General features: G+C 63.2%; 27 protein-coding genes. 9 read left to right on the top strand and 18 right to left on the bottom strand.

Going from position 1 to position 25,137, the window contains the following annotated elements; genetic code table 11:
• The first annotated feature begins 1 nt into the window (after position 1).
• The 5 genes from I6L45_RS16900 (at position 2) to I6L45_RS16880 (ending at position 4,931) form a co-directional block, all read left to right on the top strand.
• Positions 2-1,252 (top strand): response regulator, encoded by a 1,251-nt coding sequence (locus tag I6L45_RS16900; RefSeq protein ID WP_216982702.1) that lies wholly within the window; start codon positions 2-4, stop codon positions 1,250-1,252.
• A gap of 3 nt (positions 1,253-1,255) precedes the next feature.
• A complete protein-coding gene (locus tag I6L45_RS16895) occupies positions 1,256-1,870 on the top strand; it encodes a GNAT family N-acetyltransferase (protein WP_134694424.1) in 615 nt (204 codons plus the stop codon).
• 72 nt (positions 1,871-1,942) lie between these two features.
• A complete protein-coding gene (gene cobB / locus I6L45_RS16890) occupies positions 1,943-2,716 on the top strand; it encodes a Sir2 family NAD+-dependent deacetylase (RefSeq protein ID WP_043760379.1) in 774 nt (257 codons plus the stop codon).
• Between the two features lie 80 nt (positions 2,717-2,796).
• The gene (locus tag I6L45_RS16885; RefSeq protein WP_216984235.1) at positions 2,797-3,276 is read left to right on the top strand and encodes a hypothetical protein; all 480 of its coding nucleotides are present in this window, start codon (positions 2,797-2,799) and stop codon (positions 3,274-3,276) included.
• Complete coding sequence (locus I6L45_RS16880; protein ID WP_254204340.1) at positions 3,273-4,931, top strand: diguanylate cyclase; 1,659 nt, start codon at positions 3,273-3,275, stop codon at positions 4,929-4,931. The genes I6L45_RS16885 and I6L45_RS16880 overlap by 4 nt, the downstream gene beginning before the upstream one ends.
• A gap of 54 nt (positions 4,932-4,985) precedes the next feature.
• Here I6L45_RS16880 and I6L45_RS16875 read toward each other — a convergent pair whose 3' ends face one another.
• The 7 genes from I6L45_RS16875 to I6L45_RS16845 all read right to left on the bottom strand — a co-directional run bounded on the left by I6L45_RS16875 (position 4,986) and on the right by I6L45_RS16845 (position 11,726).
• Positions 4,986-6,005 carry a substrate-binding domain-containing protein gene (locus I6L45_RS16875; RefSeq protein WP_216982701.1) on the bottom strand — a complete coding sequence of 340 codons (1,020 nt, stop codon included), beginning with the start codon at positions 6,003-6,005 and terminating at the stop codon, positions 4,986-4,988.
• Entirely contained in the window at positions 6,005-6,937 is a 933-nt protein-coding gene (rbsK, locus tag I6L45_RS16870) for a ribokinase (protein ID WP_216982700.1), read from the bottom strand. Before rbsK ends, I6L45_RS16875 begins: the two co-directional genes overlap by 1 nt.
• A gap of 94 nt (positions 6,938-7,031) precedes the next feature.
• On the bottom strand, positions 7,032-7,907 hold the full coding sequence (gene rbsB / locus I6L45_RS16865; RefSeq protein ID WP_043760385.1) for a ribose ABC transporter substrate-binding protein RbsB: 876 nt from the start codon (positions 7,905-7,907) through the stop codon (positions 7,032-7,034).
• Positions 7,908-7,937: 30 nt separating this feature from the next.
• Positions 7,938-8,906, bottom strand: coding sequence for a ribose ABC transporter permease (gene rbsC, locus I6L45_RS16860; protein ID WP_043760387.1), 969 nt, complete (start codon positions 8,904-8,906; stop codon positions 7,938-7,940).
• The gene (gene rbsA / locus I6L45_RS16855) at positions 8,903-10,426 is read right to left on the bottom strand and encodes a ribose ABC transporter ATP-binding protein RbsA (protein WP_216982699.1); all 1,524 of its coding nucleotides are present in this window, start codon (positions 10,424-10,426) and stop codon (positions 8,903-8,905) included. Before rbsA ends, rbsC begins: the two co-directional genes overlap by 4 nt.
• An 18-nt stretch (positions 10,427-10,444) precedes the next feature.
• A complete protein-coding gene (gene rbsD, locus I6L45_RS16850) occupies positions 10,445-10,864 on the bottom strand; it encodes a D-ribose pyranase (protein WP_216982698.1) in 420 nt (139 codons plus the stop codon).
• 244 nt (positions 10,865-11,108) lie between these two features.
• The gene (locus tag I6L45_RS16845; protein ID WP_216982697.1) at positions 11,109-11,726 is read right to left on the bottom strand and encodes a glutathione S-transferase family protein; all 618 of its coding nucleotides are present in this window, start codon (positions 11,724-11,726) and stop codon (positions 11,109-11,111) included.
• Between the two features lie 258 nt (positions 11,727-11,984).
• Here I6L45_RS16845 and I6L45_RS16840 point away from each other — a divergent pair, with 258 nt between their 5' ends.
• Together I6L45_RS16840 and I6L45_RS16835 are read left to right on the top strand one after the other, a co-directional pair.
• Positions 11,985-12,740 (top strand): hypothetical protein, encoded by a 756-nt coding sequence (locus I6L45_RS16840; protein ID WP_216984233.1) that lies wholly within the window; start codon positions 11,985-11,987, stop codon positions 12,738-12,740.
• Positions 12,741-12,806: 66 nt separating this feature from the next.
• Positions 12,807-13,472 carry a DUF2987 domain-containing protein gene (locus I6L45_RS16835; RefSeq protein ID WP_216982696.1) on the top strand — a complete coding sequence of 222 codons (666 nt, stop codon included), beginning with the start codon at positions 12,807-12,809 and terminating at the stop codon, positions 13,470-13,472.
• Between the two features lie 77 nt (positions 13,473-13,549).
• Here I6L45_RS16835 and ttcA read toward each other — a convergent pair whose 3' ends face one another.
• The 11 genes from ttcA to ccoN form a co-directional block, all read right to left on the bottom strand.
• Positions 13,550-14,458, bottom strand: a complete 909-nt coding sequence (gene ttcA / locus I6L45_RS16830; RefSeq protein WP_043760401.1) for a tRNA 2-thiocytidine(32) synthetase TtcA — start codon at positions 14,456-14,458, stop codon at positions 13,550-13,552.
• Between the two features lie 67 nt (positions 14,459-14,525).
• Positions 14,526-15,473, bottom strand: coding sequence for a universal stress protein UspE (gene uspE / locus I6L45_RS16825; RefSeq protein WP_043760404.1), 948 nt, complete (start codon positions 15,471-15,473; stop codon positions 14,526-14,528).
• Positions 15,474-15,614: 141 nt separating this feature from the next.
• Positions 15,615-16,370, bottom strand: coding sequence for an FNR family transcription factor (locus I6L45_RS16820; protein WP_043760407.1), 756 nt, complete (start codon positions 16,368-16,370; stop codon positions 15,615-15,617).
• 68 nt (positions 16,371-16,438) lie between these two features.
• A complete protein-coding gene (locus I6L45_RS16815) occupies positions 16,439-17,125 on the bottom strand; it encodes a sulfite exporter TauE/SafE family protein (protein ID WP_216982695.1) in 687 nt (228 codons plus the stop codon).
• A complete protein-coding gene (gene ccoS / locus I6L45_RS16810) occupies positions 17,109-17,309 on the bottom strand; it encodes a cbb3-type cytochrome oxidase assembly protein CcoS (RefSeq protein ID WP_216982694.1) in 201 nt (66 codons plus the stop codon). Before ccoS ends, I6L45_RS16815 begins: the two co-directional genes overlap by 17 nt.
• Positions 17,310-17,400: 91 nt before the next feature.
• Positions 17,401-19,809, bottom strand: coding sequence for a heavy metal translocating P-type ATPase (locus I6L45_RS16805; protein WP_216982693.1), 2,409 nt, complete (start codon positions 19,807-19,809; stop codon positions 17,401-17,403).
• Positions 19,810-19,898: 89 nt separating this feature from the next.
• Entirely contained in the window at positions 19,899-20,387 is a 489-nt protein-coding gene (locus I6L45_RS16800; protein WP_216982692.1) for a FixH family protein, read from the bottom strand.
• A gap of 125 nt (positions 20,388-20,512) precedes the next feature.
• The gene (ccoP, locus tag I6L45_RS16795) at positions 20,513-21,490 is read right to left on the bottom strand and encodes a cytochrome-c oxidase, cbb3-type subunit III (protein WP_043760429.1); all 978 of its coding nucleotides are present in this window, start codon (positions 21,488-21,490) and stop codon (positions 20,513-20,515) included.
• The gene (locus I6L45_RS16790) at positions 21,490-21,669 is read right to left on the bottom strand and encodes a CcoQ/FixQ family Cbb3-type cytochrome c oxidase assembly chaperone (protein WP_043760432.1); all 180 of its coding nucleotides are present in this window, start codon (positions 21,667-21,669) and stop codon (positions 21,490-21,492) included. The genes ccoP and I6L45_RS16790 overlap by 1 nt, the downstream gene beginning before the upstream one ends.
• Before the next feature lie 11 nt (positions 21,670-21,680).
• A complete protein-coding gene (gene ccoO, locus I6L45_RS16785) occupies positions 21,681-22,295 on the bottom strand; it encodes a cytochrome-c oxidase, cbb3-type subunit II (protein WP_043760434.1) in 615 nt (204 codons plus the stop codon).
• Positions 22,296-22,313: 18 nt separating this feature from the next.
• Positions 22,314-23,738: a cytochrome-c oxidase, cbb3-type subunit I gene (ccoN, locus tag I6L45_RS16780; protein WP_043760435.1), complete on the bottom strand. Its 1,425-nt coding sequence runs from the start codon at positions 23,736-23,738 to the stop codon at positions 22,314-22,316.
• 281 nt (positions 23,739-24,019) lie between these two features.
• On the opposite strand from ccoN, the gene I6L45_RS16775 reads away from it, so the two are divergent.
• Together I6L45_RS16775 and I6L45_RS16770 are read left to right on the top strand one after the other, a co-directional pair.
• A complete protein-coding gene (locus I6L45_RS16775; protein ID WP_216982691.1) occupies positions 24,020-24,481 on the top strand; it encodes a hypothetical protein in 462 nt (153 codons plus the stop codon).
• Positions 24,482-24,591: 110 nt separating this feature from the next.
• Positions 24,592-25,050: a GAF domain-containing protein gene (locus I6L45_RS16770; protein WP_043760439.1), complete on the top strand. Its 459-nt coding sequence runs from the start codon at positions 24,592-24,594 to the stop codon at positions 25,048-25,050.
• Positions 25,051-25,137 lie beyond the last annotated feature (87 nt).

Raw genomic sequence — 25,137 nt, 5'->3', positions numbered from 1 at the left:
GATGATCATCACAGAGGAAGAGTTGCTGGCCTTGCTGGAGTCTGATGACAGCCAGGAGCCGGTGTTTCACCCCGTCAGCGTCTACGCCCTGGACGCCGCCTCCCATCAGGCGGTCAAGGCTGCCGGCTTGCCGCCCTATGCCAGTCTGCACCGCACCCGTCCCGATGCCGGCTGGCAATGGGACGGGCTGTTTGCCACGGGGGCCATCGCCCTGTTCGACCCCGCCTCTCATGCCGGGGCCGACTATCTGCCGCAGCTGCTGACCCCGGGGGTGGGGATCTACCGCCTCTCCGATCCCTGGCAGGAAGGGCTCCAGGCGCGGGAGCGGGAATGGCGAGCCTGGCTCGCCCAGCTGCAAGTCTTGCTGCTCGAGGATCACCCCTTCCAGGGGGCCTGCATCCAGCAGGAGATAGAGGCCCTGGGGCTGCCCTGCCAATGGGTGCAGGAGGGGGAAGGGTGCCTCAAGGCGCTGGAAGAGGATGGAGTGGGATTGCTTATCTGCGATCTTAGCCTGGCGGAGCAGGATGCCATCAGCCTGCTGATGAGCCACCCTCAGTATCGCCGCAGCGGCCTGCCCATCGTGCTGCTCTCCGCCCACGATCAGACTCTGATCGACGGGGCCAGGCGCCTGCTGCACGATGCGGGCTTCAACGTGCTGGCCGCACTGGCCAAGCCCTTGCTGAGCGACGATTTGCTGCGCCTGCTCAAGGTGCTCTATCTGGGGCCACAACGCCAGCGCAGGCTGGGTGGCCTGAAGCGGACCATCCGCAGCTGGCAGGGGGAGGCGAGGGGAGAGCTCGGCCTGCTGGCGGAGGCGGGGGCGTTCACGCTCCCCGTCTGGCTGAGCGTGAGCGGTCTGCCCCCTCACTGGGAACCGCTCAAGGCCTGGCTGGAGCAGCATGGGCGCCCGGCGAGCGAGCTGACCCTGGTCATCCATCGGCGGGACAACCTGCTGAACCATGCGGATCGCTTCGCCCTGGTGCTCCAGGCGAGCCTGGCCGGGGCGAGGCTCGCCCTGCTGCAGGACAACGCCCAGCACCTGCCGTTCGATCTGCTGGAGCGGTTGCCGCTGCAATCCCTGCTGCTGGGACAGCATATGCAGTCCGAGATCGAGGCCATGGCAGGAGACTCCCTGCTGGCCCGTTTCATACAGCGCGCCAGGGATCTCGGCATCGCGCTCTATCTCGACGATCCCTTCAACCTGCTCGACCCTACCCAGTGGCAGGATCGCGGCATAGCGGGGCGCTGGTAAGCCGTGCCGCGCTACCTCTGCTGGCCCCTCGACGAGGGGCGTCTGGTACGGGGGCTGACGGGCTGGACGCCCCCCGCCTCGCGCGCCGCCCTGCCCATGGCGATGGAGGTGGGCGGCGTGCCCTGCCGGCTGCGGGAGCTGGCGGGGAGCGATCCCGAGTCCATCCGGGCGGCCTATGATGCGCTCAGCGAGCAGAGCGTCTATCTGCGCTTCATGCGGGCCAAGCAGCCTGCGACGGCCGAGCAGCTCGCCTTCTTTCTCGACTACCCCAGAGAACCCCAGATAGGGTTGCTGCTGACCGACGAGCAAGGGGCACCGCTTGCCATGGCCCAGTCCGTGCGCCGGCGCCTGCACCCGGACAGGGCCGAGTTTTCCTGCATAGTGGCGGATCATTTCCAGCATCGCGGCGCCGGGCGGCGCATCCTGATGGCGCTGGCCCTGCTGGCTTACGGGGAGGGGATACGGGAGTGGACGGCCGAAGTGCTCGGCCAGAACCGCCCCATGCTGTCGCTCCTGAAGGGGCTGGGGCTGCCGCTGACCCTGGTGACGGGGCGGGAGATGGTCTTCGCCAGACTGGATCTGGGCGTCCTGCGAGGATGGTTTCCCCCCCAGCCCTAAGACCAAGGGAGAATGTGCCGTCCCTTGCTCCTGTGCTAAGGTCAGCCTGTTACCCGTTGGAGGAGAACAACCATGGTGCAGTCAGCCAAACATATCGTGATCCTCACCGGTGCCGGCATCTCTGCCGAGTCCGGTATCAAGACGTTCCGGGCCTGCGATGGCCTGTGGGAGGAGCACAGGGTGGAAGATGTGGCCACCCCGGAGGGCTATGCACGGGATCCCGAACTGGTGCAGCGCTTCTACAACGCAAGACGCCATCAGTTGCAGCGGGACGAGGTCCATCCCAATCCTGCCCACTATGCCCTGGCCCGCCTCGAGCGCCTGTTGCCGGGACGCGTGACCCTGATCACCCAGAACATCGACAACCTGCACGAGAGCGCCGGCAGCAAGAATCTCATCCACATGCACGGGGAGCTGCTCAAGGCCCGCTGCCCGGGGTCGGGCCAGGTGATCGAATGGCGCGGGGATCTGCATCAGGACGAGCTCTGCTCCTGCTGCCAGCTCCCCCAGCCGCTGCGCCCCCACGTGGTCTGGTTCGGCGAGATGCCGCTGGGGCTGGATCGTATCTACTCGGCCCTGGCCCAGTGCGATCTCTTCATCTCCATCGGTACCTCTGGCGCCGTCTATCCTGCCGCCGGGTTCGTGCATGAGGCGGGGCTGAACGGTGCCCACACAGTGGAGCTCAATCTGGAACCCAGTGAAGTGGGCAGCCAGTTCGACGAGAAGCGTTATGGCCCGGCCTCCCTGCTGGTACCGGCCTTCGTGGACGAGTTGCTGCAAAGCTGCGGTGTGCACCAGCCCAAACCGATCGATGGTCACAACTGGATGGAAATGCGTGGTTCATAACGATTGAAAGTGAGCACGGTTGCATTGACCCGGTGAAGTCGCCAAACTGGCCCTTAGACTCGGGTGCAACTGGCAAGACCATCATGAAGATTCGACAATACGGGTTCCTCTCTCTTCTCCTGGCGCTGATTTCGTTCGGCACCGAGGCCGCTTCTCCCCTGTTGCAATTGATCCTGCCTGACAAGCAGGAAATCTCCCTCGATGAGGCGGCGCTGGCCGCCTTGCCCCAGGCCGAGTTCGAGACGGCCACCCCCTGGACCGTCGGCGTTCACCGCTACCGCGGCCCGACCCTGGCCAGTGTGCTGGCGGCGCATCATGTCGCCGATGCCAGCCTGCTCGACGTGGTGGCGCTCAACGGCTATCGGCAGCGGGTCGATCTCTCCCTGTTTGCCAAGGTGCCGCTCACCCTGGTGCGTTATCAGGATGACAAGCCGCTCACCCGCCGCAACAAGGGCCCCCTCTGGCTGCTCATCCCCCTCTCGGCCCATCCCGAGATGGATGTCTCTACCATCCACAACAACATGGTCTGGCAGACGATCCGCATCGAGGTCGTCAAGTGAGCCGTCGACAGCGCCACAACCTGCTGCTTGCAGCCATCTCCCTGCTGTTTCTGTTCTCATCCGTCTGGGGCCTGCTGCTGCAGAGCCGCCACGAACAGCTCGTCGACAAGTTCTATCGCAATATCCACTGGAACATCAGCCAGGTGATGCAGGAGTCCCAGCGCCTCCTCTACGATCTACGCCTCTATCGGGCCGGGGGACTCGATATGGAGACCCTGAGCCTGCATTACGATCTGCTCTGGAACAGGCTGGATGTGTTTCTGGTCAGCTCGGAGACGGCGGATGCCCGCTCCCGCCACGGCTTGGGCGAGGTACTGACCAGGCTGTTTGCCGAGGTCAAGGCGCTGGACCCCCAGATCCAGGCCGGTGCGCTGCAAGAGGGGAAGGCCCTCAACCAGTCGCTGGCCAGGATTGCCGGTCTCACCCGCCAGGTGGAGCTGATAGGGGATCAGATCCTCTCCGGCCAGGAGCGGGAGGCGTCGCTCAACCAGCTGCGCCAGAGCCTGTTCTGGATCCAGATCTGGCAGCTCATCCTGTTGATCATGGGGGGGATACTGGTCTTTGCCCTGATCCGCACCAACCTGCATAATCGCCGCCTCTCCCTGCTGGACCCCATGACCCGGCTCGGCAACCGCCGGGCCCTGCAGGGGCAGCTCAAACCTTCCCTGCTGCGCGGCAAGGTCCAGGCTCTGGCTGTGCTCGATCTGAAGCGGTTCAAGCAGGTCAATGATCTGCTCGGCTACCAGGTCGGTGATCGCCTGCTGCAGGCGGTTGCTGCCCGGTTGCGGCAAGCCTATCCCGGTCACGCCTACCGGCTGGGAGGGGACGAGTTCGCCGTAGTGCTGGCCACCGAACCCGGTGATCTCGACGCCCGCATGGCGGCCATGGTGGCGCTGTTGCAGTTCGAGTTCGTGACCCGGGAGAGCCGCTTCGATCTCGCCTGCCGTTTCGGGGTCGCCAAGGCCGAGGAAGAGATGGATGCCGAGCAGTTGCTGGAGCAGGCCATCCTGGCCCTGAACCACGCCAAACGGGACAATGAGACCCTGGTCTGGTACCAGGCGTCGATGAAGGCTGCCCTTAGCATGAACCAGCGGCAGTTGCACCAGTTGCGGGAGTGGCTGGGGGGCGCCGCGCCTTCGCCCCTGGAGACGGTGTGCGAAGCCCTGAAAGACGAGCGGGGGGAGATGGTGACGGCCATCAGCGCGCGTTGGCAGGTAGGACAGCAGGCGTGCGACGTGGGCTGGATGCAGGAGCGCGGCGTGCTGGGTCCGGTGATGGCCAGGCTGCTGCTGGAAGAGGCTCATCGGCAGCCACTGTTGCTGGAACTGAACCAGCCGTCGCAACTGGTCCACGTGCTGGCCTCCCTGCCACCCTTGCCCCCCGGAGCGCTGATCCTGGCCCTGCCGACCCTGGTGGAGGATGCCGCCCTGCTCGAGACGGTGCGCCGGCATGACTGCGTGCTGGCGCTGTGCGAGCTCGGCAGCCGTGTACCCACCCTGTTGCGGGCGGGCTGGCCGGTTCGTTACTGGTTGCCGGACCCCTCGGATCACGACGCCCTGCTGCAGCCCCTGGCCAGACAGCTGGGGCTGCGACGCCTGAGCCGCCTGGGCGCGGCGGAGCTGGGCGACAGGCGCAAGCAGCAAGAGCCCCGTTGACGGGCAGATAAGACGAAAAAGGGCGGCCCGAGCCGCCCTTTTCGTGTTCGTGGATCAGGCTGCGGGGGCCGGGGGAAGGGGAGCGCAGGAGTCTCTGATCACCAGATCCGGCTCCACGGTGATCCGGCGATTGTCTATCTGCTCGCCGTTGATGCGGGCCAGCAGCCGGGTGACGGCGAGGCGGCCTAGCTCCTCCTTGGGCTGGTTGACCGTGGTCAGGGCGGGCGACATGTACTGGGCCAGGGCCACGTTGTCATAGCCGACCAGGGAGAGATCCCGGGGGATGACGAGCCCGGCGCGATGGGCGGCGCTGATGACCCCCATGGCCATCATGTCATTGCAGACGAAGAGGGCGGTGGGGCGCTCGGGGAGTACCAGCAGACGCGCCATGGCGGCGGCACCGCTGGCGCAGTCGAAGTCTCCCTCCTGGATCCAGGCCGGATTGACACTGAGCCCCGCCTCCTGCATCGCCTGCTCGAAGCCTGCCTGGCGCTGGTTGGCGGGGGCCCGACGCTGGGGGCCCGTGATGCAGCCGATGGCGGTGTGACCCAGCGCCAGCAGGTGGCGGGTCGCCAGGTAGCCGCCGCGGTGAGAGTTGTCGGCGATGAGATCCACCTCGCCATTCTCCATGCCCCAGTCCATCACCACCACCGGCAGGCTCTTGAGCCAGGCGAGCTGGTTGAACATCTCCTGCTGCCCCTCGCTGCACATGATGAGCAGGCCATCCACCCGTTTTCTGAGCATCATTCTGAGGTAGGAGAGGGCGGTTTCTGCCTGTCCCTCCGTGTTGCCCAGCATCAGGTTGTAGCCCTGCTCGAAGCAGTAGCGCTCCACCCCGCGCACCACTTCGGCGAAGAAGGGGTTGCTGGAAGTGGTGACCAGCATGCCGATACTGTGGGTCTCCTTCACCTTGAGGCTGCGGGCCACCAGACTCGGGGCATAGTTGAGGTCACGCATGGCGGCGAAGACCCGCTCCCGGGTCTCCTCGGCCACGAAGCGGGTCTCGTTGATGACGTGGGAGACGGTGGTGGTGGAAACCCCCGCCCGCGCCGCCACCTCCTTGATATTGGCCATCAGTGCCCCTGCGCCGCTTGGTCCTGGAGGAAGGCATCGACATCCTGCTTGCCCGGGATGGAACTCTGGGCACCGAAACGGGTTACCGAGAGCGCCGCCGCGCCGTGGGCGAAGCGCACCGCGTCGTGGAAGCCGGCGCCGGCCAGCTCGGCTGCCAGCAGGGCGCCGTTGAAGGTATCCCCCGCGGCCGTGGTGTCCACCGCCTTGACCCGAAAGCCTGGAATGAGCTGTTGCTGTTTCCCGTTGCTGCAATAGACGCCCTGGGAGCCCAGGGTGATCATCACGTCCGTAATCCCCATCTCGTGGAAGCGTTTGGCCGCTTCCCGGGCGCTGGCTTCGTCCGTGACCTTGACGCCGGTCAGCAGCTCGGCCTCGGTCTGGTTGGGCGTGATGAGGTCCACCAGCCCCAGCAACTCGGCCGGGAGGGGCCGGGCGGGGGCCGGGTTCAGCACCACCCGGGTGCCGTGGGATCTGGCCAGGCGAGCCGCTTCCTGCACAGTCTCGAGGGGGACTTCCAGCTGCAGCAGCAGGGTGTGGGCGTCGGCGATCATGGTCTCGTGGCCCTTGACCACGGCCGGGGAGAGGGCGCCATTGGCCTCGGCGGAGATGCCGATGCTGTTCTCCCCTTCGTCGCTCACATAGATGATGGCGATGCCGGTGGGCAGCCGTTCGTCGAGCTCGACGGCGCTCACATCGATGCCGTCTTTGGCAAAGCCCGCCTTCATCTGCTGGCCGATGGCGTCGTCGCCGATGCGGGCGATAAAGGAGACTTCTGCACCCAACCGGGCGGCGGCCACCGCCTGATTGGCCCCCTTGCCGCCTGGCACGACCTGATAGCTGTGGCCGGTCAGGGTTTCACCGGGGCGGGGGAAGTGGGGGACGCGCAGCACATGATCCGCATTGACGCTGCCGAGAACTACGAGACGATTCATTCCTATCACCCTTGTTGAGAACATCCTGGCCTGAGTGGGCCCAGGCCGGGAGGCTCTGATGGAGAAAGGGGGGAGGCGAACCTCCCCCTCGCGCTTACTTGCTGACGATTTGCAGCGGGACCGGGATGGACTGATCTACCGCCTGGCCCTTGAGCACCTTGTCGGCGGTTTCCACGCCGATGGCACCGATCAGGGCCGGTTGCTGGGCCACGGTGGCGGCCAGTTTACCCTTGGCCACGGCAGCCTTGCCATCGTCGGTGCCGTCGAAGCCGACGATCATCACCTCTTTGCCGGCGGCCTGTACGGCGCGGATGGCACCCAGCGCCATCTCGTCGTTCTGGGCGAACACGGCCTGCGCGGTCGGATGGGCGGCCAGCAGGTTCTCCATGACGTTCAGACCCTTGGTGCGGTCAAAGTCGGCGGGCTGGGAGGCCAGCACCTGCAGCTTGTTGGCGGTGACCGCCAGGGCGAAGCCTTCGCCACGGTCGCGGGCGGCGGAGGTACCGGCGATCCCTTCGAGCTGGATCACCTTGGCGCCGCTGCCCAGCTTCTCGGCGATGAAGTCGCCAGCCAGCTTGCCACCGGCCACGTTGTCGGAGGCGATGTGGGCCTTGACCTCACCCTGCGCCGCGCCGCGGTCCAGGGTCAGCACCGGGATGCTGGCCTTGTTGGCCAGGCGGATGGCGTTGCCTACGGCTTCGGAGTCGGTCGGGTTGATCAGGATGGCGCCTACCTTGCGCACGGTGAGATCTTCCACGTTGGAGAGCTCCTTGGCCGGGTCATTCTGGGAGTCCAGTACCACCAGGTCGTAGCCCAGCTCCTTGGCCTTGGCTTCGGCCCCCTCCTTCATGGTCACGAAGAAGGGGTTGTTGAGGGTGGAGACCACCATCGCCAGGGTGTGATCGGCGGCCTGGGCGGTGCCCAGCACGGACATGATGGCGGCGGCGAGCAGGGTATTGAGCTTTTTCATCATTTCATTCCTTGTGTGTGGCGTGGCTTGTTAACGGTTGCTTTTGTTATCGATCATCACGGCGAGCAAGATCACGCTGGCCTTGGCGATCATCTGGTAATAGGAGCTGACGTCGAGCAGGTTGAGGGCGTTGTTGAGGAAGCCGATAATGAGGGCACCGATCAGCGTCCCCATGATGCGGCCCTTGCCCCCCATCAGGCTGGTGCCCCCCAGCACGACGGCGGCGATGGCATCCAACTCGTACCCCATGCCCGCTGTCGGCTGGGCCGAGGAGAGGCGGGAGGTGACGATGAGGCCGGCCAGGGCGGAGAGGGCACCGCACAGACCATATACCGCGAGCTTGACCCGGTCCACATTGATGCCGGAGAGGCGGGTGGCCGATTCGTTGCCGCCCAGGGCATAGATGTAGCGGCCCAGACGGGTGTGGTTGAGCAGGTACCAGGCGAGCAGGAAGACGATGGCCATCAGCCAGATGGGCACCGGCAGGCCGAACAGGTAGCCGGTCCCTATCCAGGCGAAGTGATCGGCGCCGTCACTGAAGCCTGTGGAGATGGGGCGCCCTTCGGTGTAGACCATGGTGATGCCGCGCAGGGCCGTCATGGTGACCAGGGTGGCGATGAAGGCCTGCACCTTGCCCTTGGCGATGATGAGGCCGCTGACGCCGCCGAGCAGGGCACCGGCCCCCAGGGTGAGAGGGATCACCAGCATGATGGGCAGTTCCATGGCGACCATGCTGGCGGCCAGGGCGCCGCACAGGGCCAGCACCGAGCCTACCGACAGATCGATGCCGGCGGTGAGGATGACCAGGGTCATGCCGACCGCCATGATGGCGTTGACCGAGGTCTGGCGCAGGATGTTGAGCAGGTTGTCGGCGGTGAAGAAGTTCGGACTCAGGAAGGAGACCACGCCGATCAGCACCAGCAGGGCCACCAGCGATTTATTCTCGATCCACCAGGCCTTGCTCATGATGCCGCGGCGGGGAAGGGTTTGGGTTGTCATTGTGCTGCCTCTTGCTCTGCTTGCCACTGTTTACCGACGGCGGCCGCCATCAGTTTCTCCTGATTGGCGTCCCGGGTATTGAACTCTGCGCTGATGCGCCCTTCGTGCATCACCAGGATGCGGTCACTCATGCCGAGCACTTCCGGCATCTCGGAGGAGACCAGGATGATGCTCATCCCCTCCTTCTTGAACTGGTTGATGAGCTGGTAGATCTCCTTCTTGGCCCCCACGTCCACGCCGCGGGTCGGCTCGTCTAGGATGAGGACCTTGGGCCTTGTCAGCAGGCCCTTGGCGATGGCTACCTTCTGCTGGTTGCCGCCCGAGAGCAGCTTGATGAGCTGGTCCTGACTCGGGGTCTTGATGTTGAACAGGCGTACGTAGTCGCCCACCGCCTGGCGTTCGGCCTGGCCGTCAATCTTGCCGCCGCGGATGAACTCGCCGAGAGCGCACAGGCTCATGTTCTCCCGCACCGAGAGCTCCAGCACCAGGCCGTCACCCTTGCGATCCTCGGAGATGTAGGCGATGCCGGCGGCCAGGCCATCGGCCGGCCCCCTGGGGGCCAGGGCATGGCCATCCACGGTCACCTGGCCGGCACTGATGGGGCTTGCACCGTAGATAAGCTTCATCAGCTCGGTGCGCCCGGAGCCCATGAGGCCGCTGAAGCCCAGGATCTCCCCCTGGCGCAGGGAGAAGCTCACCCCGCGCACGCCGGGGCCGGCCAGGTCTTTTACCTGCAGGCTGACCGGGCCGAGCTCGCGCACCAGGCGCGGGTACTGCTCCTCCAGCCGGCGACCCACCATCATCTCGATGATCCTGTCTTCGTCGAGATCGCTCACCGCCTGCTCGCCAATCCACTTGCCGTCCCGCAGCACGGTGACCCGATCGCAGATCTCGAAGATCTCCTTCAGGCGGTGGGAGATGTAGACGATGCCGCAGCCCTGCTCGCGCAGCTCGCGGATGACCTTGAACAGCTGCTCGGTTTCGGTGTCGGTCAGGGCATCGGTGGGTTCGTCCATGATGATGACGCTGGCATCAAACGACAGTGCCTTGGCGATCTCCACCATCTGCTGCTCGCCGATGGATAGATCCCCGAGCCGGGTGTCCGGCCCGTGCTTGACCCCGAGACGTGCCAGGAGGCCACTGGCCCGTTCCCGAAGCTGCTTGTGGTCGATGCTGCCGAAACGGGTGCGCGGCTCGCGGCCGAGGAAGATGTTGGCGGCAATCGACAATTCCGGCAGCAGGTTCAGCTCCTGGTGGATGATGCTGATCCCCTGATCCTGGGAGTCGCGCGGTCCCTTGAAGTGGACCGGCTGGCCGCGATAACTGATGGTGCCGCTGTCGGCCTGATAGATGCCGGTCAGTACCTTCATCAGGGTGGACTTGCCGGCGCCGTTTTCGCCGAGCAGGGCCATCACCTGGCCCGGGTAGACCTTGAGGCCTGCCTCATCGAGCGCCCGCACGCCGGGGAAGGTCTTGACGATCCCGCTGAGCGACAGAATGGGCGAGGGGGTTGTACTCATGACTGATTCCTTCAAGGCTTAGAACGCCACGCCGGCGCAGAGGATCAGGTTGGCGTAGGGGGTGACCTCGCCGCTGCGCACGATGGCCTTGCTCTGACGGGAGCGGGCCTTGAACGCCTCGTGCAGGCAGTATTCGATGGCAATGGGCTTGCCCTGTGCCAGGGCGTGGGCCTCTATCTGCTCCACCAGAGCCTGGTGGGCATCCGGGCTGATCTCCCTGATCTCGCTCGCCATGATCACCTTCTCCACCACCAGGTCGGTGAGCAGGGCGGTCAGCACAGTGGTGAGGCTGGGGGTGCCCGCCATCAGCGCCAGATCGATGCGCTCGGGGCCGGCCGGGATGGGCAGGCCCGCGTCGCAGACGGTGATCTCGTCGGTGTGGCCCATCCGGGCGACCAGCGCACTTAGGGGGGCATTGAGCAGCTTGCCTCGTTTCATACAGCACCTCGGCGGTCTGTGACCGCATATCGGATATTGAGCGGGGCAACCGGTTACGCAACCGGTTGCGTCGTTGGGGCGAAAGATAGGCGCTAACCGTTAACGGGTCTAGGCACAGATGAAGAAAATGTGAAAACGATCTCAATGAGGCGCAGGAAAAACGTAAAACGGGTGCCAGAAGAGCACCCGTTTGGTCATGGGCACCGCTGCCCCGGGGAGGAACCGCGGCGCCTGCAGGAGAGAGTCAGACGGCGAGCGCCTCCTGCACGGCGGGGCGCGCCAGCATGCGCCCATGATGGGCCGCCACCTTGGGAAACTCGGCGATGTCCACCCCATCGCTTGCCAGCCAGCCTGCAACCACGAACAGATAGATGTCGGCCAGGCTGAAGCGCTCCCCCAGCACCCAGGGGCCGGCCAGGTAGTGGCGCTCTATCTCGGAGAAACCGTCGCGCATGTTCCGGGGCATCTTGGCCTGCATGGCGGCGATGGCCTGCGCGTCATCGGCCCAGCGGCTGGCCCGGCGCCCGTGGGCATGGGCGACGTGAACGGTGGAGGCCAGGAAGCTGTGCACCTCCTGCATGCGGGCCAGCAGGAAGGGATCGTCCAGGGGGGCCAGCTGCGCCTCTGGGAAGCGCTGGGCGACATAGAGCAGCAGCGCCGGCGTTTCGGTCAGGACGCCGCGCTCGGTCACCAGCGCCGGCACCCGGCCCTTGGGGTTGATGGCCAGATAGGCGGGGGAGCGCTGCTCGCCGGCGGCGAGGTCAAGACGCTGGATCCGGTGCGGGGCGTTGGCCTCCACCAGGGCGATGCGCACCGCCATGGCGCAGGTACCTGGCGCAAGATAGAGGGTCAGTTCGGACATGGCGTACTCCTTGTGTGAACGATGAGGGGAAAGACTCCGTGAATGAGAGGCGCGGCGTCTGCCGAGTCCAGCCGTCATCCTACGCCCGTCGTCACCGGGGGCCAAGCAGGGGGGAACAAGGGTTTTTGCCGCTGGTATCAATGGCTTTCTGAACGGAACATAACAGGAAAAACGGCTACGCATGCCCGGTCAAACCGCTATAATGTGCCACCTTGGATCAGTCGTCAGTGAATGTTGGATAGTCAATTGAGTAATAGAATGCGGATCGGTGGTACCCTCGAACAGTCCCTCAGCCAGGGATACCGTCTGGACTTGCCTGGGGTGCTGAAAGAGGCGTGGCAACAGACCCGGCGCACCGGTTTCGGTCTGGCGCTGGCCATCGTCGGGGTCATGGCAATCTGGATCCTGCTGAGCAACACCCTGCTGGCCCCCTATGTTGCCCAGGAGGGCGGTGACATGGACATGGCCCTGATCCTCAGCCTGCTCATCACGGTGATCATGTCTCCCATGACCTCCTCCCTCGACATGCTGGGGCTGCAACAGTCGGTCGGCGTCCGTGCCCGGCCCGGCCAGGTGTTCGACTTCTTCCGTCATTTCCTGCGTCTGGGCAGCCTGAGCCTGCTCGGCAGCCTCATCACCAGCCTGTTCGGCCCCCTGTTCGAACTGGTGGGCCTGCCGGTGATGCTGGCCTTCATCCCCTCTGCTTTGGTGGGCATGGGGCTGGTGTTCACCGTCCCCCTGGTACTGGAGCGCGGCCTGTCGCCAGCCCAGGCCATTCTGGTCTCCCTCAAGCTGTTTGCCCGCGGCTGGCCCAGCATAGTGCTGCTGCACGGGATCATGCTGGCGCTCTTCTTCCTGGCGCTCATCCCCATGGGGCTGGGGCTTATCTGGGTGGCTCCCCTCTACTTCAACTGCAAGGGGATCCTCTACCGGGATCTGTGCGGGGTCGCCGTGGAGGTGACCGAGGTGGCGGACAACGCTGGCGGGCAGGGGCCGGATCACTTCAACGCCTGACGGACAGGGTTGTCAGGCTGTCGCCAATGTCGGCGCACTATGCTGCGCGATGAAAAAGGATGGCACATGCAGAATCGATACGGGTTGGCGGCCGCGCTGCTGCTGGCTCCCATGCTGGGGCAGGCGGCGCCGTCGCTGGAGCTGGCGTACGGCACCTTCTACAGCCAGATGAAGACGTTCGCCAAGGGGGAGTTCGGTCACGCCAGGCTGGGCTTTTACCTGACCAGTCAGCAAAACGGCCAGCGTTGCCTGCTCACCTCGGCCAGGGTCTCGACCCCGGACAGGGACGTGCCCGCCGAGGTCACGGTGGACAGCGAACTGCGGCTGCCCTATGACGACGATCTCAACCTCGACAAGGCGACCGTGGTGGTCGGGCTCAGCGAGCCGCACGTAGCCTGCGACATGTCGGTGCAGGTGATGGCCGATGCGCCCGCCACCCCCGAGATGCCGCTGGCGGAGATCACCCTGCGTCAGCAGCAGATGCAGCAGTTGCTCGACAAAATGGCCGGCATGGTCGGCAAGTATTTCCTGCCGAAGATGGAAGGGGTGCGTCTCTCCCTGGTGGCGCCTTCAGGGACGGCCTACCTGGTCGAGGGCGCCCGTCAGGAGGCCGTCTCCTGGCAGGAAGGGCAGCTGCTTCTCAGCAACGCCCAGCTGGCAGCGTTTGCCGGTGGCAAGTTGCAACTGCAGGGAGAAGTCCTGCGTCTGACCCCCTGGCTGCACAAGGGGTAAGGGCGACAATCCGTTTATGCTTATGTAGCGAAATAAAAAAGGAGCGCCAGGCGCTCCTTTTTTGTGGGTGACGGGGCTCAACGCACCTCGATCACGTCCAGCATGTCCATCTCGTCGATGTCCAGCAGGGGGGCCTTGGGCAATTCGGGCGGATCGAATGCCTTGTCGCCACCGTCGATGATGCCGGAGTCGCGGTTGATGCTCTTGAAGTCAAACAGCTGGTGATCGAGCAGGTGGCTCGGGATCACGTCCTGAATGGCGGTGAACATGGTCTCGAGACGACCGGGGAAGCGACGATCCCACTCCTGCATCATCTGCTTGATGGCCTGGCGCTGCAGGTTCTCCTGAGAGCCGCACAGGTTGCAGGGGATGATGGGGAAGGCCTTGACCTCGGCATAGCGCACCAGGTCCTTCTCCTTGCAGTAGGCGAGCGGTCGGATCACCACGTTCTTGCCATCGTCGCTCACCAGCTTGGGCGGCATGGATTTCAGCTTGCCACCGTAGAACATGTTGAGGAACAGGGTCTCGAGGATATCGTCACGGTGGTGGCCGAGGGCGATCTTGGTGCAACCCAGCTCCTGGGCGGTACGATACAGAATGCCGCGACGCAGGCGGGAGCAGAGGGCGCAGGTGGTCTTGCCCTCCGGCACCTTCTCCTTGACGATGGAGTAGGTGTCTTCTTCCACGATCTTGAAGTCGATGCCGAGGGAGGTCAGGTATTCCGGCAGCACGTGTTCGGGGAAACCGGGTTGTTTCTGATCCAGGTTGACGGCCACGAGATCGAAATGGATGGGGGCGCTGGCCTTCAGGCTCATCAGGATGTCGAGCATGGCAAAGCTGTCTTTGCCGCCAGACAGGCACACCATGATCTTGTCGCCCTCTTCAATCATGTTGAAGTCGGCGATGGCCTGGCCCACGTTGCGCCGCAGGCGTTTCTGCAGCTTGTTGAAACTGTATTTCTCTTTGGCGTTAAGCTCTTCTAGCATGGCCTCAAACCCGGGACAAAAATAAGCGGCTTATTATAGCCATGTCCCGGGGGAGGGCAAGAAACGCTTATGCAGTATGCCGCCTGTCATCCACCGGGCAGCTGTAATCGTCGGGCTTGAGGATGAGGATATCGCAGTTGAGCCTGTCGACCACGTGTTCCGCCGTGTTGCCGAGCAGGGCGGCGGAGAGCCCGGTACGACCGACGCAACCCATGATCATCAGGGTGGCCTTGAGCTCGTCCGCCATGTCCGGCAGCACCTCTTCGGGCAGGCCTTCTGCCACCTTGGTCCACATGTGGTTGATGCCGAACTGATCGGCGTGTTCCCGCAGCAGATCTTCATGGTGCTTGCGAATGGCGTCGTTGTAAGCGTTGGGATCGAATTCGGGCAGCTCGATGGCCACGTTGACCGGGGTCCCCGGGTAGGTGTTGACCAGATAGAGGTTGGCGCCGAGCAGTTCGGCGATGGCGATCCCCTCGCGGGTGATGCGATCGTTCAAGACCTTCTGTTCCTTGTCATCGCTCGAGCAGTTGATGGCGGCGATGAGGCTGCCACCCCGTTGCCAGTGACCCTCCTTCACCAGCAGGACAGGGCAGGGGCACTTGCGCAATAGGTGCCAGTCGGTCGGGGTGAAGATGAAGGTTTGCAGGAAGGAGTGCTTGTGGGTCGCCTTGACCACCAGATCGTGGCGCTGCTCCAGCACCTCCTGAATGACGCACTCGAAGGGACGGTTGTGCCACAGCACCTTCACCTCGCACTCCACCCCTTTGTCTCGGTAGGGCTGGAGGATCTCGTCGAGCCACTCCCGCCGCTGGGCGATGACACCGTGGCGCATCTCTTCCCGCTCGTCAGCCGACAGCATGGCAGTCATTTCATACGAGAAGTCGTAAATCGTCAGGAGCAGGGTCAGCTGGGCGCCCTGCTCCAGCTCGGCGACCTTGACCGCGCGCTCGAGGGCGATCTGGCGCTCCTCTTCCGGGTTGATCACCACCAGAATGTTTCGGTACTTGACCATGTTCTCCTCCTTGGCAAAAAGGCCAATGATGGCAACTCTTTAGCCATTACAGCTTAGTCCAAGGGGGGCGTCGGGAAGGTGTGCCGGATCAAATTTCAGGGTGAACAGATCCGGCTGAGATTCAGGTGGGCGGAGAGCAGGTCAGCCGCAGGGGGGACGAGTGGCACCGGCCATGATGCCGAGGGCCGTGTGGTCCAATACGGTGATGTACTTGCCCTTGACGCTGATGAGGCCGGATTTCTGGAAACGGCCGAGCAGACGACTGATGGTCTCGACGGTGAGGCCGAGGTAGTTGCCGATGTCGCCCCGGGTCATGGAGAGACGGAACTCCTTGGCGGAGAAACCGCGCTCGGAGAAGCGTACCGACAGGTTGTGCAGGAAGGCGGCGAGGCGCTCTTCGGCATTTTTCTTGGAGAGCAGCAGGATCATCTCCTGATCCCCCATGATTTCGTTGCTCATCAGACGCATGATCTGCTGGCGCAGTTTGGGCATCTTGCCAGAGAGATCGTCGAGCACGTCGAACGGGATCTCGCACACCATGGCGGTTTCCAGCGCCTGGGCGAAGGAGGGGTGTGCCTGCTTGTGGATGGCATCGAAACCGACCAGATCCCCGGCGAGGTGGAAGGCGGTGATCTGCTCGTCACCCTGTTCGGTGATGGTATATGACTTGATGGTCCCGGAACGGATGGCGTAGAGCGACTTCAGTTCATCGCCGGCTTTGAACAACTCTTCGCCCTTCTGGATCGGCTTCTTGCGCTCGATGATGCTGTCCAGCTGATCGAGCTCGGTGTCGTTCAGGGTGAAGGGGATGCAGAGCTGGCTGATGCTGCAATCCTGGCAATGAATTGCACAGCCACCGCTCTGAATACGTCTGCCAGGTTTCTTGTCCGGGATCATAGGCTCATATGAATAATTGATTTATATCAAACAAGTTTACCACCAACTCATCCGTTTTGGATAGGGCTTCAAAAGGATGCCAGCCCGATCCAGAGGGTATGAAGTCCGTATGCCATGAGCAGCAGGGCGCCCCCAAGACGCAGGCTGCGCAGGGTCAGCCAGTAGCGCAGCCGATCGGCAAGCCCCCCCAGGGCAAACAGGGTTGGCAGGGTACCCAGGCCGAAAAAGAGCATGATGAGCGCCCCGCCGCCGGCAGAGCCAGCCGCCGCGCTCCAGGTCAGCATGGAGTAGACCAGACCGCAGGGGAGCCAGCCCCATACCATGCCAAACGGCAGGGCCTGCAGGGCACTGGAGAAGGGGATGAACTTGCCCGCCAGCGGCTTGATGAGTGGCCAGAATTTTGCGCCGATACGCTCTAGCAGCAGTACGCCCTGCCACCAGCCTGCGAGATAGAGGCCAAGCGCTATCATCAGCAGGGCCGCAATTACGCGCAGGACCGCCAGGGCATGCTTGCCTGCCCCCAGCTCGCTGGTGGTGGCCAGCAAGCCCCCCACCAGAGCGCCGGCGATCACATAGCTCAGGATCCGGCCGAGGTTGTAGTTGAGCAGGTAGCAAAGCCGTCCCCAGAAATGCTGCCGGTCGGCGGGTATGGCCATGGAGAGGGCCGCCGAGACGCCGCCGCACATGGCGATGCAGTGGCCGGAGCCCGCCAGTCCCACCAGCAGGGCCCCCAGGAGATCAAGATTGTTTGCCATCATCTTCGCCGTGATCGTCTGACTTTTTCTCTCGCTGGGCGGGCTGCTCCTCGTCAAACAGGATGTTGGATCCCTGCCTGTCGAGATCCTCGAACTGCTCGGAGCGAATGGCCCAGAAGAAGACAACGCCCGCGATGATGACGAACAGGATGGCGATGGGGATGAGGACGAAGATTATATTCATGGCAAGGGCCCTGTGATGAAAACGGTCATGACCACTCGGCGGGGGCTGGATGTCTGCGGCCAGAAAGGGGAGGCACCGCCGTCTGAGCGGTTCATCGGTTGAGCCGCATGGAGTTGGTGACCACGATGAGGGAGCTCAACGACATCCCCGCCGCCGCCAGGTAGGGGGGCAGCCAGCCGCTCGCCGCCAGCGGCAGCACCAGCAGGTTGTAGCCGATGGACCAGGCGAAGTTCTCCTTGATGATCTGGCGGGTGCGAAGCGCCAGGGCGCGGGCCGCCAGCAGGCGGGAGAGATCGTCGGCCAGCAGGATGGCGTCGGCACTGTTCTTGGCGAGATCCGTGCCCCCCGCCATGGCGAAAGAGGCGTGCGCTCCCGCGAGCACCGGGGCGTCGTTGATGCCGTCACCCACCATGATGCTGATATCCCCGGCCGCTTCCCGGGTCTTGAGGTAGGCGAGCTTGCCGTCCGGGGTCACCCCCTTGACCAGCTCGTCGACCCCGAGTTCGCGGGCCAGTTTGTCTGCTTGGGCCGAGCCGTCCCCGGTCAGCATGGTGGTCTGCAGGCCGGCTTGCCTGAAAGCCTGGATCAGGGCGCCGGCATCGGCACGCACCGTGTCGGCCAGGGTGTAGCGGGCGAGCAGCCTGTGGTCGTCGGCAAGATAGACGACGAGATCCCCGGGCACCTCCTGCGGGCTTGCCATGTCGGCGTGCTCTTGATCGGACAGATCCAGCCAGCGGGCACTGCCTACCCGGTACGAGGTGCCCTCGATCTGCCCCTGAATGCCGTGGCCGATCACGGGGGTGACGTCACTTGCTGCGAGCAGCACTCCGTCCGCCACCGGCTGACTGCGAAACGCGCGGGCGATGGGGTGCTCGGAGTAGGCCTCCAAGGCCTGGGCGATGGCAAGGCAGCGGGCGTCATCGAGCTCGGCCAAGGGCTGAACGTTCACCAGGCTGATGTTGCCCGTGGTCAGGGTGCCCGTCTTGTCCATCACCACCCGGTTGGCGCGGGTGAGCACATCCAGCACGTGGCCACGGCGCAGCAGGATACCGCTGCGGGTGAGGTGGGCGGTGGCCGAGGTCAGCGCGGTCGGGGTGGCCAGCGAGAGGGCGCAGGGGCAGGTGGCCACCAGCACCGCCAGGGTGACCCAGAACGCCCGCTCGGGTTCATGAAAGTGCCAGAAGGTCCAGACCGCTGCCGCAATGAGCAAGAGCACCAGGATAAAGTGGCGCGACAGCACGTCCGCCAGCTGGGCGATGGCGGGCTTGTCGTCCAGCGCATGATCCTGCAGCCGCATGATCTGGGCGAGGCGGGACTCCTCGATGGCGTGGCTGACCCGGATCTCCAGGGGCGCGTCCGTGTTGATGGTGCCGGCGAAGACGGGATCCCCCGCCTGTTTGAGCAGGGGTAGCTGCTCGCCGGTCAGCATGGACTCGTTGAGGCTGGCCTGGCCCTGGAGGATGATGCCGTCGGCGGGGAGGGTGGCCCCGGCCAGCACCCGGACCCTGTCTCCTGTCCGCAGGGTCTTGGCCGCCACCTCGTGTTCGCCGTCATCATCGATGCGGGTAGCCATGATGGGCACCAGACGCGCCAGGTTGGAGCTGGACTCCGACGCCTTGCGCCTGGCCCGCAGCTCGAGCAGGCGCCCCAGCAACAGGAAGAAGACGAACATGGTGATGGAGTCGTAATAGACCTCGCCGGTGTTGAAAACCGTGGCCCAGATGGAGGCGACGAAGGCGCCTATCAGCGCAAGTGACACCGAGACGTCCATGGAGAGGTGACCTTGCTTCAGGCTTCTCCAGGCACCCACGTAAAAGGGCTGAGCCGAGTAGATCATGATGGGGGTGGAGAGCAGCAGGCTTATCCACTTGAAGTAGATCATGAACTCCTCTTCCACGCTGATGAAGAGGTCCATGTAGAGCGCCACGGCACACATCATCACCTGCATGGAGCCGAGCCCCGCCAGCGCCATGCGGAACATGTAGCTGCGCACCTCGCGGGCGTAGATCGCCTCCTGCTGGTGGGTCTGGAAGGGGTAGGCGCGATAGCCAACCTTGGCAAATCCCTTGAGAATGTCGCTTAAAGAGAGCTTGTCAGGATCCCATTTGATGCGCGCCCTGTGGGTGGTGGTGTTGACGTTGACATAGTGCAGGCCGGGAAACCCCATCAGATGGCGTTCGATGAGCCAGGCGCAGGCGGCGCAGGTCAGCCCCTCCACGGTGAGCTGGATCTCCCGCAGGGTCCCCGCCTCGGTGACGAAGTCCTGCTGTACCTCGGCGAGATCGTAGTGGGTGAGGGCGGCCAGTTCGGCGGGAACCAGTTCCCCCTTGCTGCCCGGGGCGGTGCGGTGCTCGTAGTAACTGGCGAGACCGCATTCGAGAATGGTCTGTGCCACGGCCTGGCAACCCGGGCAGCACATGGGCTGCACTATGCCTTTGATCTCGAGGGTAAAACTACTGCCAGTGGGAACCGGTTCACCACAGTGAAAACAGCCGGTCATGGTCATCATCCCTCTCTGGTGCTGCCCTCGTGGGCAAGGTAAGGGGGGAGGCGTGTCTGCCGGGGCGACGTGAGCCGCTCATCCATGGCTCAACGTCCCCTGGGATCGAGTTCGACGGGGGCCCGGGTCGGCAGCTGAGCCGTCTCTTGCAGGCGCCATTCATGATTGAAGGCATCGACCCGGATATGCCACTTGCCGGTGACGGGTTTGTCCAGCAACAGGCGGTAGACGCCCTTGCCATCTGCCGTCAGCAGATGCTCGCTGTCCAGGCCCGCCAGGGTCGGGTGAAACAGGGAGAGGCGCAGCGCCTGCCCGGGGGGGATCTCCCCCGACAGGGGCCTGAGGGTCAGCTCCTTGTCGTTGACCGTCAGCTCGATACGGATGCCGAGGGCCTCGGCGCGATCGAACTTGCTGAGATCCTGGTTAATCTCCTTGCCTTGCTTGTAATAGTCTTCCGCCACCAGATTGACACCGTCCTGGCTGGCGATGATGGCGGTGGCAATGCTGCCTACCACGGCGGCGCAGGGGAGGGCGATGATGAACCAGGGCCAGAATTGGCGATACCAGGGTTGAGTCATGGTGCTACCGAAACAAATGGTTAACGAAATGGCGGTAATTCAGCCAACACAAGATAACAAAAAGCCTCGAAGAGTCGAGGCTTTTTGCTGAGTAATCACGTGCTTATCACATGTTACTGCTTATTTTACTGCGCCTGGTGGGACAAGCTATAGACATAGGATGCCAACAGGTGGACCTTGTCTTCTCCCAGGATATCCTTCCAGGCCGGCATCACGCCGTGACGTCCGTGGGTGATGGTCTGCTCGACCACCTGACGGGAACCGCCATACAGCCAGGTGCTGTTGGTGAGATCCGGCGCACCGACGGCGATGCCGCCCTTGGCATCCGGGCCGTGGCAGGCGGCGCAGACCGCGAAGCGGGCTTCACCCTTCTTGGCCTCAACCAGGTCAACCTTGCGGCCGGAGAGGCTCAGCACGTAGGAGGCCACCTCCTTCACCCCGTCCTGACCCAGGATCTCGCCCCAGGCGGCCATGACCCCCTGACGCCCACCCATGATGGTGGTCTTGATCTGGTCGGGTTGACCACCCCATTGCCATTCGCTGTCGGTCAGGTTGGGGAAGCCGCGACCACCGCGGGCATCGGAGCCGTGGCACTGGGAGCAGTTTTGCAGGAACAGACGCTGACCCACCTTCAGGGCTTCCGGATCCTTGGCGATTTCGGTGATCTCCTTGTAGCTCTTGCCGTCCGCCTGATAGGTCAGCTCGCGGAACTTGGCACCGTAGACCTCATCGGCCTTGGCGAGTTCACGATCGTACTCGACCGCGCGGCCTTCCGCCTTGGCAGATGCTGCCGCGGCCTTGGATTCCGCCAGGGAGCGAACGTCCTGGTTGGAGCTCTGCCAGCCCAGCAGACCCTTGAAGTTGCCAAGGCCCGGGAAGGCGAGCAGGTAGATGAGCCCGGTGACAATGAAGAAGAGGAACATGTAGGACCACCACTTCGGCAACGGGTTATTGATCTCCTCGATGCCGTCGAAGGTGTGGCCCATGGGCTTGCCCTCTTCGGCGCCCATCTTGTCCTTCATGCACCAGGCCAGCAGCAGGAAGCAGCCGAGAATGGTGCCAAGGCTTATGACGGTCACAAAAATGCTAAACAGAGTGCTCATTATTGCTTCGCTCCTGCGTTCTTGTTATCAGCACTGGGTTGCTCGTCATCGGCAAAAACCAGGTTGGCGGCCTCGTCGAAGGAGGCCTTGCGGCGCTTGCTGTAAGCCCAGACGATGATGCCGATCATGATGAGCATCAGCAGCAGGGTGTACAGACCGCGGAAGGTGCCGTAATCCATATTCCGACTCCTTATTTCAGGGCATGACCCAGGGATTGCAGATAGGCCACCAGGGCATCCAGTTCCGTCTTGCCCTTGACTGCCTCGCCGGCTCCCTGAATGTCGGCGTCGGTGTAGGGCACGCCGAAGTGATCCCGGAACAGGGCCAGCTTCTTGCCGGTCAGCTCGCCGCTCAGCACGTTGGTCTCGAGCCAGGGGAAGGCGGGCATGTTGGACTCGGGCACCACGTCGCGCGGGTTGATGAGGTGGGCGCGGTGCCAGTCATCGGAGTAGCGGCCGCCGACGCGGGCCAGATCCGGACCGGTACGCTTGGAGCCCCACAGGAAGGGGTGCTCCCACACGCTCTCGCCGGCGACCGAGTAGTGGCCGTAGCGCTCGGTTTCGGCGCGGAACGGGCGGATCATCTGGCTGTGACAGACGTTGCACCCTTCGCGGATGAAGATGTCGCGGCCTTCCATCTGCAGGGCGGTGTAGGGCTTGAGGCCCTCCACCGGCTCCGTGGTCTGCTTCTGGAAGAACAGCGGGGTGATCTCGACCAGGCCCCCGAGGCTGATGGCAAAGATGATGCCGACCACCAGCATGGGAACGCTCTTTTCAAAAATTTCGTGACGGTTGTTGTTGCTCATGCGTTAGACCCCTTCAAATCAGGCTGGCTGTGCGACGGGTTCCAGGGAACCCTTGGGCGCAGTGACGGTGCGATAGGCGTTGTAGGCCATCAGCAGCATGCCGGTGACGAAGAAGCAGCCACCCAGGAAGCGCACGAAGTAGAAGGGATAGGACGCCTGCAGCGCCTCCACGAAGCTGTAGGTCAGGGTGCCGTCGTCGTTGACCGCACGCCACATCAGACCCTGCATCACACCGGAAATCCACATGGCGACGATGTAGAGCACGGTGCCCACGGTGGCCAGCCAGAAGTGGACGTTGATGAGCTTGATGCTGTACATGCGGCCCTGGCCGAACAGGTTCGGGATCAGGTGATACACGGCGCCGATGGAAACCATGGCAACCCAGCCCAGGGCACCGGAGTGGACGTGACCAATGGTCCAGTCGGTGTAGTGGGAGAGGGCGTTGACCGTCTTGATCGCCATCATGGGGCCTTCGAAGGTGGACATGCCGTAGAAGGAGAGGGAGACGATCAGGAAGCGCAGGATGGGGTCATAGCGCAGCTTGTGCCAGGCGCCTGACAGGGTCATGATGCCGTTGATCATGCCGCCCCAGGAGGGGACGAACAGGATGAGGGACATCACCATCCCGAGGGACTGTGCCCAGTCAGGCAGGGCGGTGTAGTGCAGGTGGTGCGGACCGGCCCAGATATAGAGGGAGATCAGCGCCCAGAAGTGCACGATGGAGAGACGGTAGGAGTAGACCGGACGTCCGGCCTGCTTGGGCACGAAGTAGTACATCATGCCGAGGAAGCCCGCCGTCAGCAGGAAGCCCACCGCGTTGTGGCCATACCACCACTGCACCATGGCATCCATGGCACCGGAGTACATGGAGTAGGACTTCATGCCGGAGAGCGGCACTTCCATGTTGTTGACGATGTGCAGCACGGCGACCGTGATGATGAAGGCACCGAAGAACCAGTTCGCCACATAGATGTGGGAGGTGGTGCGCTTGACCAGGGTGCCGAAGAAGACGATGGCATAGCTGACCCAGACCACGGCGATGGCGATGTCAATCGGCCATTCCAGCTCGGCGTACTCCTTGGAGGTGGTGTATCCCAGGGGCAGCGAGATGGCGGCAGAGAGGATGATCGCCTGCCAGCCCCAGAACACGAAGGAGGCGAGGGGGCCACCAAACAGCCGGGTCTGACAGGTGCGTTGTACCACGTAGAAGGAGGTGGCCATCAGGGCGCTGCAACCAAATGCGAAGATGACCGCGTTGGTGTGCAGGGGGCGCAGACGGCTGTAGGTCAGCCAGGGGGTATCGAAGTTGAGAGCAGGCCAGATCAACTGGGCTGCGATCAGTACACCAACCGACATACCGACAATTCCCCAGACAATCGTCATGACGGTGAACTGGCGCACAACGGTGTAGTTGTACTCAGGGTGGTTTGTTGTATGGCTCATCGTTGTATTCCGCTTCCGATGCTGTTGTTTGTTTTTGCCCAGATGTTCAGGGCCATTTTCACCCCGTTTTTGCAAAATCCTTTCGTTAACATCTGTTAATAAAAGGAAAAGCAAAAGGTGGATAAATGAAAATTCATTGAGAATGATACTGAACTGGTCGGTAAAATAACAGTACAAACAGTGATATATTTGGCTCCAGCGGGTCTCGTGCCTGCCAGTTTTTGCCATGCGCCAGATCACGAAAATCACATTTTTAAAGTACCTTACAGGGTTGTTTTTTCATGAAAGAGAGACTCACTTCACGCAAAATCGCGCACTTGACCATGGTGCTTGCCATTTTGCTCTCCCTGATGGCCTATCGGACCTGGTTTTCGGGCCCCCAAAGCGAGAATTCGAGGGGCACAAATGATCAGATTTGTGATCTGTCCCACAGCCCCTGTCCGCTGCGAGTGGGCGATGCGACCCTGACGGTCAGCATCGACGGCCTGCCGATCCGCCCTGAACATGACTTTGTCTTGCGTCTTCAGGGTAGTAGCGCGCAGGCCATCGCGCCGAAGGCGGCCTGGCTGGAGGGAAAGGAGATGTTCATGGGCCGGATCCCCGTGCAGTTTGAGGCAGGCAGCGGCGGCTGGCAGGCCAGGGCACAGGTGGGCGCCTGCACCTCGGCGACCATGACCTGGCTGCTCAATCTGGAGTGGAACAGTGGTCAGCGCCAGCAGTTGGCGCTAAGCGTTTCCCGCTGAACGGGCGGCCGGTCATGAACCGGGAAGGGGGGGAAAGTGAAAATTGATTTGAATTTTTCGGGCAGGACGGTACCTTGCATCCATTATCAAGGAGTGAAGTTCATTTAATCATGATTGAAAAACAAGCATTTTATCGCACCCTCAACCAGCAGGCCCAGGCATTGCTCGAGGGAGAGCCCGACATGATCGCCACCCTGGCGAACCTCTCTGCGCTGCTCAATCAGGAGCTGACCGACATCAACTGGGTCGGCTTTTACCTGTTGCAGGGAGAGACCCTGGTGCTGGGGCCCTTCCAGGGCAAGCCCGCCTGCGTGCGGATCCCGGTCGGGCGCGGGGTGTGCGGCACGGCGGTCGCCGAGGGCAAGACCCAGCTGGTGGACGACGTGCACCAGTTCGCGGGGCACATCGCCTGTGACGGTGCCAGCAACTCGGAAATCGTGATCCCGCTGCGCCGTGCCGGCCAGATCATCGGGGTACTGGATATCGATAGCCCGATTTTTAGCCGCTTCGATGAACAAGACCGGATCGGCCTTGAAGAAACGGTGCAAATTTTGGAAAGCATGCTCTAAGTCATTGCTAGATGGTTCGCAAAAGGTCCCAAGCTCTCTATAATGGGGCCTTTGTTGTGTTCGGGCATGCCCGTGCGTCTATATGAA

This window comes from Aeromonas sp. FDAARGOS 1415, from assembly GCF_019048365.1.
Lineage (GTDB): Bacteria > Pseudomonadota > Gammaproteobacteria > Enterobacterales > Aeromonadaceae > Aeromonas > Aeromonas taiwanensis.
The sequence above is the reverse complement of the archived record's forward strand: the minus strand, read 5'-3'. Positions and strand labels throughout refer to the sequence as shown.